The sequence below is a fragment of the Acinetobacter sp. ANC 4558 genome (assembly GCF_002135375.1).
Classification (GTDB): domain Bacteria; phylum Pseudomonadota; class Gammaproteobacteria; order Pseudomonadales; family Moraxellaceae; genus Acinetobacter.
Map to the genome: position 1 here is coordinate 15086 of NZ_NEGH01000020.1, position 14382 is coordinate 29467.

The following is a 14382-nucleotide window of genomic DNA, read 5'->3' on the forward strand; positions in this document are numbered from 1 at the left end:
TTTCATCTCAATAAAATTTTACAGACATGCTAAATGCTATTTTTTATTATTTTTTGACAAAAATTGAATAAAATAATCAAATCATCATTGTTGATTTTTAAGACTGACTACGAAATACAAAATATACACATCCAAGTAAACAAAGCCCAGCCCATAAATAATCTAATTTAAACGGTTGCTTAAATAAAAAAATCATAAACGGTACAAAAACTATTAATGTCATGACTTCTTGGGTAATTTTCATTTGACCTAATGACCAACCATGCTTTGCAAGCATACGTGTCGCTGGAATCATTAAACTATATTCAAATAACGCAATAAACCAACCAAAAAGGATTGCTTGCCAAACTGGAGCATTATGAAGAAATTTAAGATGTCCATACCAAGCCAATGTCATAAAACAATTGGATAAAATTAATAAAATAAAAGCATTAGACATATTGAGTTAAGCCCCTGGAAAGTTTCAATATTGTACGAATTACTCAAATCTCAGTAATAAAATTGATTTCAAAAAATTACATTTTTTATCTTTAAAAAAAAGATAAAAAAATCATTTCAATAATTATTATTCGACTCAATCAATATAATTGAAAGGGAAAGTAATCACTTAAATATCACAGCTAAAAAGTAAAATATACCTTCTTTATATTTTATAATAGTTTGCCATATGAAAAAAATACTTCTTATTTTATCATTATTTATTTTTACCAATACTACTCATGCTATTGAATCAGAAAACAATTTTCATTTTAATTCAGCATTATCTCAATTATCTATATCTTTTTATGAAAGTAAAAAAGATCCTATTTATTTACATAAAATGCTAAATATTCAGAAATTAGATTTTTCTATGGAAAGTTTAAAACAAGTCGATATTTACCTAGAAAAAGTAAGAAATAAAAACTTTAGAGATTTACCAAATAATCAGCAATGGGAAATTATTCTCAGAACTGGCGCATATGTTGGAGAAACAATCAAAAAAAATGATCAAAAGTCTCAATGGATTTGGGTCGATTATGAAACTGCTAAAAATAAGGACCCTGAATTATTTAATATGATGCCTGATTCTTCACTATATGCAGCTGTTTTAACCAATGGTGAAAATTATATATTTCCCTTAGATAAGGTCGCCAAATATTTAGAAAATGGATCTGAAGATAGTTTAGCTTTTTATGGTCAAGCTATACTAGAGATGCAAAATTAATTTGTATGTATTCAAAGAAGAAAACTATCTTTTCCATTAAAGCCTTGCTATCGTTGCTTTAAATCGAATAAATCATGACAACACCACCAAAAACAATGTGATGTGTCAATAAAAGAAGTGGAGTTCAACATATGCATCTGCATATTCTAGGCATCTGTGGCACCTTTATGGGTTCTTTAGCTTTATTAGCACGTGATTTAGGACATACCGTCACAGGGTCAGATCAAAATGTCTATCCACCAATGTCCACACAATTGGAGAATGCAGGCATTACCTTAATGCAAGGCTATGATCGCTCTCATTTGCAACCACATCCAGATTTGGTAATTGTTGGAAATGCCATGAAACGTGGCATTGATGCTGTCGAATATATGCTTAATGAAGGTTTAGCCTATATTTCAGGTCCGCAATTCCTAGCAGATCATGTTTTACAAGGAAAGCATGTCCTAGGTGTTGCAGGTACACATGGTAAAACGACAACTACAACAATGTTGGCATGGGTACTTGATCAAGCTGGCTTAAATCCAGGCTTTTTAATTGGTGGTGTACCTCTTGGTTTTAGTGAAAGTGCACGTTTAGGAGGTGGGCAGTATTTCTGTGTTGAAGCAGATGAATATGACTCTGCATTTTTTGATAAACGCTCTAAATTTGTGCATTACCACCCTAAAACAGCCATTCTAAATAATTTAGAATTTGATCATGCTGATATTTTTGATGATTTAGCGGCTATCCAAAAACAGTTTCATCATTTAGTTCGAACCATCCCAAGTGAAGGTCGCATTATTGCACCCATTATAGAACAACATATTGATGAAGTACTAGAAATGGGTTGTTGGACGCCTGTCGTTCGTACATCTTTGGCAGCCAATGACCATTGTGAAGTTTATGCAGAACAACTTTCTGCAGATGGCTCTCATTTTAAAGTTTTACAACACGGCGTCGTCAAAGGTGTTGTTAAATGGAATATGACAGGACAGCACTCAGTCGCCAATGCCTTAGCCACAATCGCAGCAGCTGAACACGTTGGTGTTTCAATTGAGACAGCATGTGAAACTTTGTCTAACTTTAGCGGTGTCAAACGTCGTATGGAATTGCTCGACACAATACGCGGTATTGAAATCTATGATGATTTTGCTCATCACCCGACAGCCATTAACACCACGCTTGAAGGGGCTCGTAAACGTTTAGGGCATCGTAAGTTATGGGCGATTATTGAACCCCGTTCTAATACTATGCGTATGGGAAGCCATAAAGATGGATTATCATATTCTGCACGTTTAGCAGATGAAGTCATTTGGTATCAACCTGAGGGCCTAGATTGGGATCTACAGCCTGTTATTGATACTGCAACCAACAAAGCTATACTTGCACGCTCTCTTGAGGACATTATCAAAATTATTGTGTCTGAAGCAGGAGAGGGGGATGCGGTTGTGATTATGTCCAATGGAGGTTTTGGTGGCTTACACCAAAAACTACTTGCTGAACTCAAAGCAAATGTAATTTCTTAGTTTTATATCTATCAAATACGCTAAGTATGATTAAACCGAGTTGAATATGACTCGGTTTTTTATGACTGATCATCATGATAAATTAAGTCTAAGAGAGAATCACGCCATATAAAAAGCTCTCATATTTTGAGAGCTTAATAATATTTAATTTTAAAATTTTATTTCAATTAAATTGAAAATGAAGAGCCACAACCACATGTTGTTGTTGCGTTTGGATTTTGCACCACAAAACGTGAACCTTCTAGCCCTTCAAGATAATCGACAACAGAGCCTATTAAATATTGATAACTTAATGAGTCAACTAACATTTTGACGTCACCATTTAAAAACTCTGCATCATCTTCATTTTGGTTTTCTGCGAAGTTAAATCCGTAAGAAAAACCTGAACAACCGCCACCCGTCACATAGACACGGAGCATAAGATCTTGGTTGCCTTCACCGTCACGCAATTGACGCACTTTTTTTGCAGCGTTATCGGTCATCACCAAAGCTTGAGCATTCATGTTCGGATTCCTCAGTACAATTAAATGTCTTTTTCAGACCATATATCTTATATAGTATACTCAATATATGGGCAATTATTCTGTATTTAAAGTTAAATCTGCGTATTTTTATCAGAATAATATTTTACAAAATATTATTTAGGAATAATCGTGATGTTTCACAGGATCACTCTAAAAATCATGATCGAAATGACAATTTACAATTAAATCGCTTTATTTGAAATATTCTTCTTTGATTTTTTGCTTTATCGTTTGCATCCATTAGAATAAGCCATCTTTTTTTTTAGAATTGATAGTCCAATGATTCAGCTCGATCAAGTTTCCTTACGCCGTGGTGGTCGTGTTTTATTTCAAAAAGCATCCATGCAAATCCATCCAGGTTGGAAAGTTGGTCTTACTGGAGTGAATGGCGCTGGAAAATCCACACTCTTTGCAACCTTACTTGGTTCAGTGACGCCAGATGAAGGCTACTTACATCGCCCACAAATCTGGACCGTCGCGCATATGGCACAAGAGATTAAAGCCCTTGATATGGCTGCAATTGATTTTGTGCTATCGGGTGATGAAGAGTACTGGAATATTCAAGAGAAATTAGCAAATTCAGACTCGTTAAATGACCATGATCTCATGCATCTTCATGGCCGATTTGATGAAATTGATGGATATTCTGCACCTGCAAAAGCAGCACAGCTAATGGCTGGCTTAGGCTTTATGGAACATCAAAATAAACTTTTAGTTTCTAGCTTTTCTGGTGGCTGGCGGATGCGTTTGAATTTAGCAAGAACGCTAATGAGTCGCTCTGATTTATTACTTTTAGATGAACCAACCAACCACTTAGATTTAGATGCCGTTCTTTGGTTAGAAGATTGGTTAAAAGCCTACGACGGCACACTCATTTTAATTTCACATGACCGAGATTTCTTAGATGCAATCACTGATCATATTTTACATATTGAAAACCAAGAATTAACCTTATACACAGGTAACTACTCAACATTTGAAACAACACGCAGTGAACGTTTAGCTCAACAACAACAAGCATTTGAAAAACAATTAGAAACACGCGTACATTTACAAAAATTTATTGATCGTTTTAAGGCAAAAGCCAGCAAAGCACGTCAAGCTCAAAGCCGAATTAAGCAATTAGAACGTATGCAGGACTTAGCGCCTGCGCATGTGGATACACCATTCACCTTTAGTTTTCGTGAACCTACAAAAATGAGTTCGCCATTACTGGCTATGGAGAATGTTGCAATTGGTTATGAAAATAAATTGATCGCCAATAGAATCAATTTACAAATTACACCCAGCACGCGTATCGGGCTTTTAGGTATGAATGGGGCAGGGAAGTCTACACTGATTAAAAGCTTAGTGGGTGATTTACCCTTACTCGGTGGCGAGCGAAATGCTTCTGAATTATTAAATATCGGTTATTTCGCTCAGCATCAAATGGATGCATTAGATGATCAGGCAAGCCCGATGTTACAGCTTGCACGTATTGCAGATCCTAAAATTAGTGAAGCGACTCTACGTTCATTTCTAGGAAGTTTTGGTTTTAGTGGCGAGCGTATGGACACCCCATGTGAAAGTTTTTCTGGCGGAGAACGCGCACGACTCGCACTTTCATTGATTGTATGGCAACGTCCAAATGTTTTAATTCTAGATGAGCCGACCAACCATCTAGATTTAGATATGCGCCATGCTTTAACAATGGCACTGACGGATTATGATGGTGCTGTCGTTTTGGTTTCCCATGAACGCCAATTAATTGCAAGTGTCTGTGATGAGTTATTCTTAGTACATGGTGGAAAATGTACCGAATTTGACGGGGATTTAACAGATTATGCAAATTGGCTACGCCAAGCACGTATTGACATGATTAAGCAAGGAGGCATTATTAGCGCTCCAGAAGCTGAAATCATTGAAAAAACGCCCGTATCAAAAGTTGATAAAGAAGCACAACGTAAATTAGCTGCTCAACGACGTGAACAAACACGACCGATTCGCAAGAATATTGAAAAATGTGAGTCTCAAATTGAAAAAATTCAACTTCGTTTACAAGGCATTGAAGATTTACTTGCCGATGGCACACTATATGAAGCCAATCGTAAAGAGGACTTACTTAAATTGATGACTGAGCAAACAGAATTGAAAATCAAACTTGAGCAAGCAGAAGAACAAATGCTAGAACTTATGATGACACTTGAAGAACTCGAAAGCTCATTTGAATAATTCAACATTCATTAAAATTAAATCGCAAAGTGGCTATTGTGACTTTGCGATTTTTTATACTAGACGAAGCTAATAGCCAATATCAAAAAACTCAAGCGCGTTGTTTAGACGTTTTCTTTAAAAACTTAAGTTCTGTAATTTTCCAACCTTGCTCATAAATCCAGTGTTCTTGAATTAAATGCAGGTTTTGATCTAAACCAATTAATACATCACATATTGTTTCATCACGATTAAATTCAAATTCTTCAAATTCAATCTCTGGATTTCTAGGTTTCCACACGCCATTTTGCACGGCATGAGTAATACGATCATAGCGCGTATAATTACTTTCTACGCGTCCATCTTGTTCATATATCACTTTAAATGTGTCATGTTCATATTGAGCAAGCACTTCACAATTACCCGTGAAAAATGCATTGATCCAAATATCACGGCTATGTTCTAGTTGTAACTCCATACCGACACCCTCTTATTAGATAAGATTAGTCAAACATTATAATATTTAGAAAATAAGTCAATTGAATAACAGTATCATCTTACATCTTCATAGAAGGTAAAATTCAAAAAGATGTGCTTTCTTTTTTGTTCAATAATGATCATTTTACTTTTAAATTCAATTTAAAAATAAAGCATCGAATGATGCTTTATTTAACTCAATTAAAGTCCAAATTCTTTAAAAATTTCTTCAATTTTTTCTGCGGGATAAGCACCTGATACTTTAAATCCATTAGAAAAAATAATACTTGGTGTACCTGTAATTCCAATGGTTCGTGCTAATGCAAGATTACGATCAATTGGATTCTCACAAGTAGCTTTTGAACTAGGTTGGATCCCTTTTGATATTAAATCTGTCCATGCCTGTGCAGGATTTTTCTCACAAAATACCTGTTTAGACGGAATTATTGATTGTGGTTTAAATGGAACAATAAATGTATATATTGTTACATCTTTCAGTTTTTTTAATTCTTCTTCTAAATTTTTACAATATGGACAATTCGGGTCTGAAAAAACAACTATTTTACGTGTTCCGCTACCTTTTACAATTTTTACCGCATCATTTAAATTAAGTGCATTCCAATCAATACTATTTTGTTTAATTAATAGATTTTTACTTAAATTTTCTTTATCTTTTAAACGAACCATTGTTCCTGCTAATAAATGTTGAGCATCATCATTTACATACACCAATTGCCCACTCATAAAACCACTATAAATTCCTTTCATTTCTGTTGGCTGAAGATTATCAATTTTTATATCAGGATAGTTTTTTTCTAAATTCCGTTTCACTGTATCTACGTTTGCAAATGTAAATGTAGAAATTAACGCACTTACCAATAATATTGTTTTTTTCATTTTAAAGTCATACTCAAATGTATAATTAACAGCTCATTATAACAATTTAGTTCTTCTATTTTGTTTAATTTTCTTTTTAATCTTCATTCTATATTCTTAGGTCGTGTTCCACGTGAAACAATTAAATCATCAATATTCATTCCCCGATTTAGGTTGAGAGTTTTTAATAAAATACTGCTCAACTATCTTATTTTTTTAATTAAAAAAATAGATCAACTCCCTTCATTATCGCTAAAGAAATTGATCTAAAATTAAATTATTTAGCTACATAATCACAAGCAGCAAAACCAGTTCTATGATTAATCGCACCATATTCAACTAACAGCTTTGCTGTATCTAGATGTCCATTTCTACAAGCAAATGTCAATGCATCTTGGTCATAAGCAGGATGCTTGGTATCTACTTCTGTTGTCACTAAATTTGTTTTTGCACCTAAGTCTAATAAATATTTAACAATCTCATTACGCCCATTACTTGATGCAACAATGAGTACAGTCTCACCTTGCATATCTGCTTTTTGATCATCAATATCAACTTTATGTTTCACCAATTCATGTGCTTTTTTAAATACATTAACATTCTTACCAAGACCAGCAGATTTCATTACACTTAAAACATCACCACGGTCTGGCGCCCAAATATTTGCACCTTGCTCAATTAAATAATCAAAAATATCTTCATAACCAATAAATGCAGCCCATCCTAATGCTGTTTGCTGCAATGAAGCATCATCCGTAGCCTCTAGATTTTGTCCATTTTCAACCATTTTTTTAACTTTAGCTAAATTTCCTTGTTTTACAGCATCAAACCATACTGCATCTGGTCCAGTTGAGGGCTGATTATAAAACATCCTCCATCCGAGTTTATTAGGATTAGCAATATCTTGCATCTCAATAAGATCAAACCTAAACTGCTGATATCCAATTGGGTTTTTAGAGTTTAATACCTCATATTTTGTTATTGAAGTATTGATTGAAAGTTCAGCTTGTGAAAATTGAGCAGTCGCCAAAAGTGCTGAAAAAAATATTATCTTTTTGAAATGCATAGAAATCCCAGTCATTTTATATCGTATAATTTTTATGAAAAATATCACATTATTTATTTTTAATGTTAAATTAAATTGATTTTTATTGTTGTATTTTTTATATTTTTTGTTTATTTTTCACCCAATATTGTAAAATTCAACATGATCTTTTTTTCATATAATTATTATTAAAACAATTAGATAGCACCATTACACAATAATATTTTCATTAATGATTGTCCCATAATAAATAAGCCCAAATAACAACAATCACTAAAAATTCTTAACAGTGCTCTCTTATTAAAAACTATTTTCCAATACAGAATGTAATATTAACAATATAAATATTAAATATCATAAAGTTGAAACAAATTTACTTTTCAGGTGACTAATGTGTGCCTATTTTCCTCAAGGGTAGGGCTTTTGTGTATTCTTTTATCTATTCCTCAAGAAATATCATTCCTGTTTGAGAGTTGCAGTATGCCATCAAATAATATAGTGAACCAAAATTTCACTATACCACTGAATATATTGAATTAAAATTTAGAAACGACTCAAAGATACAAAACATTTCATTTAGTTAATGTGCAAAAATATAGCATACCTTGACACGTGCTCACCTTAAAACGGAATATTTAAAATGATCGAATTGTCTTTATTGTTATTTAAAAAAAGAAAAGAACTTACATAAAATTTTATATAAAAATTAAATTACATGAAATCAGTAAATTATATAGAATATAAGAGAATTTAAGGATAGTTACGGCTGTAACAAATGGCAAAAAAATTAAAAATTTTTGTATCTTCAACTGTTTATGGGTTTGAAGAACTTTTAGATAGGGTTTATACATTACTATCTACATTTGGATATGAAGTATTAATGTCTCATAAAGGAACTGTACCGGTTCTTTCTACTGAAAGCGCTTTTGATAGTTGCCTAAGAAGCGTTGAGGAGTGTGATCTTTTTCTAGGCATTATTACTCCTAAATATGGTACAGGTAAATTAGAAGCTACTGATCCATCAATTACTCATTTAGAAATGTTAAAAGCAGTAGAGTTAAACAAACCTAGGTGGTTCTTAGCACATGACCATGTTGTATTTGCACGCTCTTTACTTAAAGATTTAGGATATAAAAATAAAGAAATGAGAGAAAGTTTAACTCTACATAAAAATTCAAAATCTATTGAAAATTTAAAAGTAATAGATTTATATGAAGATGTTACTTTGGAAGGATTACCATTAGAAGAGCGACAGGGTAATTGGGTACAAAAGTTCGAAACTAATGATGACGTTAATTTATTTGTAGTTGCCCAGTTTTCAAAGTATCTTGATGTCGAGAAGATACTAGAAGAACAGTTTAAGGATACTAAATTCTTTTTAAATAGAAATGAAGGTCAAGCATATGTTTAATTCTATCGATCTCCATGACCTAACTTCTAATGGCCTTAATGACCTTTCAACAGAACAAATGATTAATCAATGTGGCCAGATAATTTGTGGCTTCCTTAATAACAAAGGTGGATACAAAAAGTTTGATGTAACATCCAATCTTGATGAAAACTATTTTTTTGACACATTAGAACAAGAAATTAGTAGTTTAATTGTTCCTTCAGCATTATTTTCACTTATGTTTGAAAAATCAAAAAATACTAATATATATCAACTGTGTATAGATGTGCCAGCAGGAAAAGATATTCCATATTCATTCAAAAATAAAATTTTTATAGAAAGTGATGAGATAGTTCATGAAGCTGATAGAGACTGTATTTTAGATATGGTTCTTAGAAAGCAGATTGAACCTGAAAGATGGGAAAGAAGATACTCTACTGGTTTGAAAGATGAGGATTTGTCAAATCACGCTTGCAAACGATTATTTACAAGTAAAAAAGTCCAAAATCTTTACAGAGGACATCAACCAGCTAATGTAACTCATGCGCTAGAAGTTTTATCTCTTGCAAGTTATGGAAAAATTACAAATGCTGGTGATGTTCTTTTATCAAAAAATCCTGCTAAAAGACATCCACAAACAAGGGTGAGAGCCGTTTGCTATAAAAACAAATCCGATAGTGAATATATTGATTACAAAAATTTTGAAGGTCCTCTCGTTGAGATATTTGAAGATGTTTATGATTTTATAGAACGAAATACTCCAACTATCATAAAGTTTAGAGAAGATACAAATCAAAGAGAAGAAGTGCCACTTTATCCAGCTCTTGCTGTAAGGGAAGGATTAGTTAATGCTTTTGCTCACAGAGATTACAGCAACTTTTCAGGTGGGATTAAAGTAGAAATATCTTCTAATTCTCTTCAAATTTGGAATTCTGGTTCATTTCCAGAAGGTGTAAGTATTAGCACATTAGAAAAAGGAAATATTTCTATTCTAAGAAATCCAGATATAGCCCATATTTTATATTTACAAGGTTACATGGAAAAACTAGGCCGAGGTAGTATTACTATTAGATCTGAATGTAAAGAAGCTGGACTATTAGCTCCTGAATGGTTATCTGAGAAGGCTGGAGTTAGTTTAACTTTTACTCTACCTAATAACTTTTTAGATAAAGCCCTTAATAAAGCTAATCTAGAAGTAAAATCAGAAGCTGGACCGGAAGCTGGACCGGAAGCTGGACCGGAAGCTGGACCGGAAGATAAACCGGAAGATAAACCGGAAGATAAACCGGAAGATAAACCGGAAGATAAACCGGAAGGTGAATTAATAAACTTCTGTCGCCAGAATATCGAGATTTCTAATTTGCTTAAAGCTATTGATAATACTTTTAGTCGGAAGGAAATCCAAGACAAACTACGATTTAAGGATAGTGAAAGCTTTAGAAAAAACTATTTAAAACCAGCTCTTGAAAAAGAACTAATAGCTATGACAATACCAGATAAGCCAACGAGCCCATCTCAACGTTATTTTTTAACTAAATTAGGTGAAGACGTTAAAAAACTTCTCGAATTAGAAAAGTGATTGTTTAAAAATACAATAAGTAGATAGCTAAAAACTTCTGCTTATTGTATTTATCCAATATCGGTCAAAGCATTAAATTTATCTATTAATGCTGTAAATAACTTCATTGCTATAACCTTTTTTATAAAAATATACTTACATATGGCACCAATCATCTTTTAACGACAAGGTGTAATTAAAATCGCTATCCCTCTATGGTTAAAATGACCATTTAGACTCATCTCTTTTTTATGGACTCCGAAAATTCGAAATTAAGCCGATATTGAGGTTCAATTGTTCTTTTTAGATGTTTTATTATACTGTGTACTTATTAATTAGAAAGGTTTAGAGCTTAATGAGTATACCTAATGATTTATATTGGAATAATCAGAATAAACAGGTATTAACGGCAAAATATAAAGAGCATCTGTAAGAGAGTGGGCTTGAAAATACATTCGATAATTGTTATGGCTACATTTGTCAAAATTACGGATTAACAGTTTCTAAGAAAGAATTTGGTGTTTCTACAAGTATAGCTCTGGCAAAGGTCATATCAGGGCAGCAACCGAATGATTATAGTTTTTAAGATTAGAGCACTAAGCCTCTTCCAGGAGGTTTTAATACCTGTAATTTGGAGATCGAGTACCTGACAGACCTTAATGCAACTCAAGCAGCAATTCGAGCTTGATACAGTGAAAAGACGGCCAAGGAGATCGGGAGCGAAAACCTCACAAAACCTAACATTCAAAAAGTGATTGAAGAAGTGCGAGCCAAAGTATTAAGAAAGTAAAATTACGCCGTCTTTTATAGTTAAGAAACCTTATATTCAAAATACATGAGACCAATCTTTTAGCTCTTTGTATCTGTCAAAACTTATTATTAGAAAGTAAGTATTTGGACTCACACTATATAGTAGGGTCATCCAGATTTAAATAATCTCCCAAAATATTAGGAGATTGACTCATGCTACGTTTGGCCATACATCAGCATATTTAGAATTAAAAAAATTCACCTGGATAAACTCGATATAAGATTACCCGATTTCTATAAAAAAATTTATATACGAAACGCCGCACAAGGTATGTCATTTTGATGTGGTAACAGACAATCGTCTATTACAGGTTTTGATGTGGTAACAGCATTTTTTTGATGTAGTAACATAGTCTAAGTATATAAAATGATCAAAAGTACATACAAGATAGATATGAGCCAGTTACATGTAATTATCCATAAAAAAACATTGAATATTGATAGTTGCATATTGCTGATATGCTAATAATTTTTTGGGAAAAAATTGCTTAATTTTTATGAACCCAGGCCTATTAGATTTGAAATCTGAAAGTTCGTATTCTGCACTTAAAATGGCGAATTTGAACGGTAGTATTGGTTTGTGAGCAACGCTGCTTCAACAGCATTTCAACGGACATTCACAGAATGTTAATTCCAATCAGCTATTTTTCAATAAACTTTTCTATTTTATCCATAAACGCGTTATGGAATGCTATAGCTGCAGCATTGGCTTTGCGTTCATACATATCATGCTTATCAACCATGGCCTGGAATGTTTTTTTGTTTTTATTAAGTGGCTTATAGACCTTTTTAAGAAATGGTATCTCTTCGCGCTCTAAAGGCCATCCAAGCTTAATTCGCATTCGCTGCATATTAATTCTTGCCACATGCTCCTTGTTGCACTGTTGAATGAGGTAGTTGAGTTTGTGGCACTTTCTGCATTTAAATTGCCCATCAACCAAATATAGTTTTGCCGCACGGTTACCACAATCTTTACCAGGACATATAAACCAGTACCTGTGATTGCCATAATTGCATGGTGTGCTGGTTACTTGGATGCGTAGCTGGTGACTGACATCATTTTGTGTAAAAGACAGAATTAAAGCACCGTGACGATATTCATAACCCATTGATGAGCTAATTTTGTTATCTAGTTTCCATACCCAAGTACCAGAGGCGCCGTCTACAAGCATGTTGGATCTGGCCATAGTTCGACTGTCTATATTCAGACAATCTTCGACCGTACGCTTACTTTCTCTTTTCATGCATAAAATCCGCAATAATTGCCCCAAAATTCGCATCAGATACCACTCAATTGCCTTTTCAAGGCCGTTTTAAGCATAAAAAATGCATAAAACGGCATAAAAACAACGTCAATTGCCCTTATTTACGCATAAAACACCATGTTTTAAGGAGTATGTGTCAAGGTAATTAAAAATCGATTTACTTAATATTAATCAATATATTAGGTTAAAAACCTGCAAAACACGTTGCATTATTTTACTAATGATTTAGGTCAGATTTGAATAAAAAATGGGAGCCGAGTACAGAAAGGACGTAAAACATAACTATAGACTGGGCATGTCTGGTATTCGTAACTGGATGGGCAGGGGAGCTTGTTGTTCCTGCATGGTGATAATGACCATTCAACACTTATGGAAACTTGGCCACATTTAAAATGCTACCAAGATCCAGTTCGAGCACTTTCCTTGAAAATACTTGATGATTCTTGATGAAATTGGGGTTTTATCAAAATAGCTATAAACCTTATTACACATGGCTTAGAGGTCATTTTAGATGGGTTTATACTTATGGCTCATCAAGGATGATTTACCCCTTCGAGATTTCAAATCCAATAGAGCGTTATTGCTGTATCTAGATATACGGCGCTATACAAAGCGATCTATTTACCTTGATGAAATCCAAGCTCATCAAAGTAAAACTAAACCATGCGGCACATAGCCTTAAGATCATTTAGGGGCGCTTTATAGTTATGGTCCATCAAGGAAATGAGCACGGTGAAATACACATCTAAGCACCAGGCCGATTTAGAGATACGTAGCAATACAGATCGGCATATATGCCAGTACGTTTTCACGTTATAAAGTTCGAATTCTAAATACTGAATTTTGTTATACGTAGTCATAAAGACTTACTTTGACGGAATTGGGTTTCCTAAAAATAGCGTTAATCCTTTCTGTGTATGGTCTAGAGGCTGTTTTAATGGGCTTTCTACTGGTGCCTTATCAAAGGACTATATAGCTAAAATACGGCGTTTTGGTTGCCATAAAAAGGACTTTATCTATTAGACTACATCAATCTAAAGCACCTACTCAGCCAATAAAAAACCCCCAGCTAAGGAGACTATTCGATTATTTATTTTTTCCGCTGTTTAACTATTTGTTTTACATCCTTGATAGCTTCCTGAAAATGCCTTTCTACTGGTGTTTGATAATCTATGTATTGTTGCTTGTATTTGGCATGTTCTAATTGTGCTTTCTGTTTAGCTTGAGCTTGGGATATTTTTCCAGCATGAGTCAAAATTTCACGATCAGAAGCCATTAAGAATTTGTCTAATTTCGCTATCCAATCTTTCATATACTGAATAGCCACCAAAATTCTAGACACACATAACCATCTTTTGATGGGCTTTTTCATAATCTAACGGAGAACGTTGTCCATTGGAACCATGCCTTCGTTTTGAGTTATAAAACATTTCAATATATTCAAAGATATCTGACCTAGCCTCAGTTCTAGATGCATATATTTTCTTCTTAATTCTTTCTCGCTTTAACAACTGAAAGAAGCTCTCAGCAACGGC

At 33.6% G+C, this 14382-nt stretch carries 13 protein-coding genes and 1 pseudogene; 6 read left to right on the forward strand and 8 right to left on the reverse strand.

Going from position 1 to position 14382, the window contains the following annotated elements; all coding sequences use genetic code 11:
* Window positions 1–97: 97 nt before the first annotated feature.
* Window positions 98–439 (reverse strand): DMT family protein, encoded by a 342-nt coding sequence (locus B9T31_RS16775; protein ID WP_086183079.1) that lies wholly within the window; start codon window positions 437–439, stop codon window positions 98–100.
* A gap of 228 nt (window positions 440–667) precedes the next feature.
* Here B9T31_RS16775 and B9T31_RS16780 point away from each other — a divergent pair, with 228 nt between their 5' ends.
* Together B9T31_RS16780 and mpl are read left to right on the forward strand one after the other, a co-directional pair.
* The gene (locus tag B9T31_RS16780; RefSeq protein WP_086183080.1) at window positions 668–1204 is read left to right on the forward strand and encodes a hypothetical protein; all 537 of its coding nucleotides are present in this window, start codon (window positions 668–670) and stop codon (window positions 1202–1204) included.
* Between the two features lie 131 nt (window positions 1205–1335).
* Window positions 1336–2712, forward strand: coding sequence for a UDP-N-acetylmuramate:L-alanyl-gamma-D-glutamyl-meso-diaminopimelate ligase (gene mpl, locus B9T31_RS16785; RefSeq protein ID WP_086183081.1), 1377 nt, complete (start codon window positions 1336–1338; stop codon window positions 2710–2712).
* A gap of 167 nt (window positions 2713–2879) precedes the next feature.
* Here the strand turns inward: mpl and erpA are convergent, their stop codons facing one another.
* On the reverse strand, window positions 2880–3215 hold the full coding sequence (gene erpA, locus B9T31_RS16790) for an iron-sulfur cluster insertion protein ErpA (protein ID WP_086183082.1): 336 nt from the start codon (window positions 3213–3215) through the stop codon (window positions 2880–2882).
* A 300-nt stretch (window positions 3216–3515) separates the two neighbouring features.
* Here erpA and B9T31_RS16795 point away from each other — a divergent pair, with 300 nt between their 5' ends.
* On the forward strand, window positions 3516–5447 hold the full coding sequence (locus B9T31_RS16795; RefSeq protein WP_086183083.1) for an ATP-binding cassette domain-containing protein: 1932 nt from the start codon (window positions 3516–3518) through the stop codon (window positions 5445–5447).
* 91 nt (window positions 5448–5538) lie between these two features.
* On the opposite strand, the gene B9T31_RS16800 is transcribed toward B9T31_RS16795, so the two are convergent.
* The 3 genes from B9T31_RS16800 to B9T31_RS16810 all read right to left on the reverse strand — a co-directional run bounded on the left by B9T31_RS16800 (window position 5539) and on the right by B9T31_RS16810 (window position 7845).
* Complete coding sequence (locus tag B9T31_RS16800) at window positions 5539–5904, reverse strand: hypothetical protein (RefSeq protein WP_086183084.1); 366 nt, start codon at window positions 5902–5904, stop codon at window positions 5539–5541.
* A gap of 200 nt (window positions 5905–6104) precedes the next feature.
* Entirely contained in the window at window positions 6105–6800 is a 696-nt protein-coding gene (locus B9T31_RS16805) for a DsbC family protein (RefSeq protein WP_086183085.1), read from the reverse strand.
* Between the two features lie 256 nt (window positions 6801–7056).
* On the reverse strand, window positions 7057–7845 hold the full coding sequence (locus B9T31_RS16810; protein ID WP_086183086.1) for an ankyrin repeat domain-containing protein: 789 nt from the start codon (window positions 7843–7845) through the stop codon (window positions 7057–7059).
* 754 nt (window positions 7846–8599) lie between these two features.
* On the opposite strand from B9T31_RS16810, the gene B9T31_RS16815 reads away from it, so the two are divergent.
* The 3 genes and pseudogenes from B9T31_RS16815 to B9T31_RS18285 all read left to right on the forward strand — a co-directional run.
* Entirely contained in the window at window positions 8600–9235 is a 636-nt protein-coding gene (locus B9T31_RS16815) for a DUF4062 domain-containing protein (RefSeq protein ID WP_086183087.1), read from the forward strand.
* On the forward strand, window positions 9228–10793 hold the full coding sequence (locus B9T31_RS16820) for a Fic family protein (RefSeq protein ID WP_171264795.1): 1566 nt from the start codon (window positions 9228–9230) through the stop codon (window positions 10791–10793). The genes B9T31_RS16815 and B9T31_RS16820 overlap by 8 nt, the downstream gene beginning before the upstream one ends.
* A gap of 679 nt (window positions 10794–11472) precedes the next feature.
* Window positions 11473–11562, forward strand: a pseudogene (locus B9T31_RS18285) (hypothetical protein); the annotation flags it as partial.
* Window positions 11563–12223: 661 nt separating this feature from the next.
* Here B9T31_RS18285 and B9T31_RS16830 read toward each other — a convergent pair.
* The 3 genes from B9T31_RS16830 to B9T31_RS16840 all read right to left on the reverse strand — a co-directional run.
* A complete protein-coding gene (locus tag B9T31_RS16830) occupies window positions 12224–12826 on the reverse strand; it encodes a hypothetical protein (RefSeq protein ID WP_086183089.1) in 603 nt (200 codons plus the stop codon).
* A gap of 1111 nt (window positions 12827–13937) precedes the next feature.
* Window positions 13938–14159: a RhuM family protein gene (rhuM, locus tag B9T31_RS16835; protein WP_265733389.1), complete on the reverse strand. Its 222-nt coding sequence runs from the start codon at window positions 14157–14159 to the stop codon at window positions 13938–13940.
* A gap of 22 nt (window positions 14160–14181) precedes the next feature.
* The coding region (locus tag B9T31_RS16840) for an IS3 family transposase (protein ID WP_139840941.1) at window positions 14182–14382 on the reverse strand (201 nt) is incomplete at its 5' end.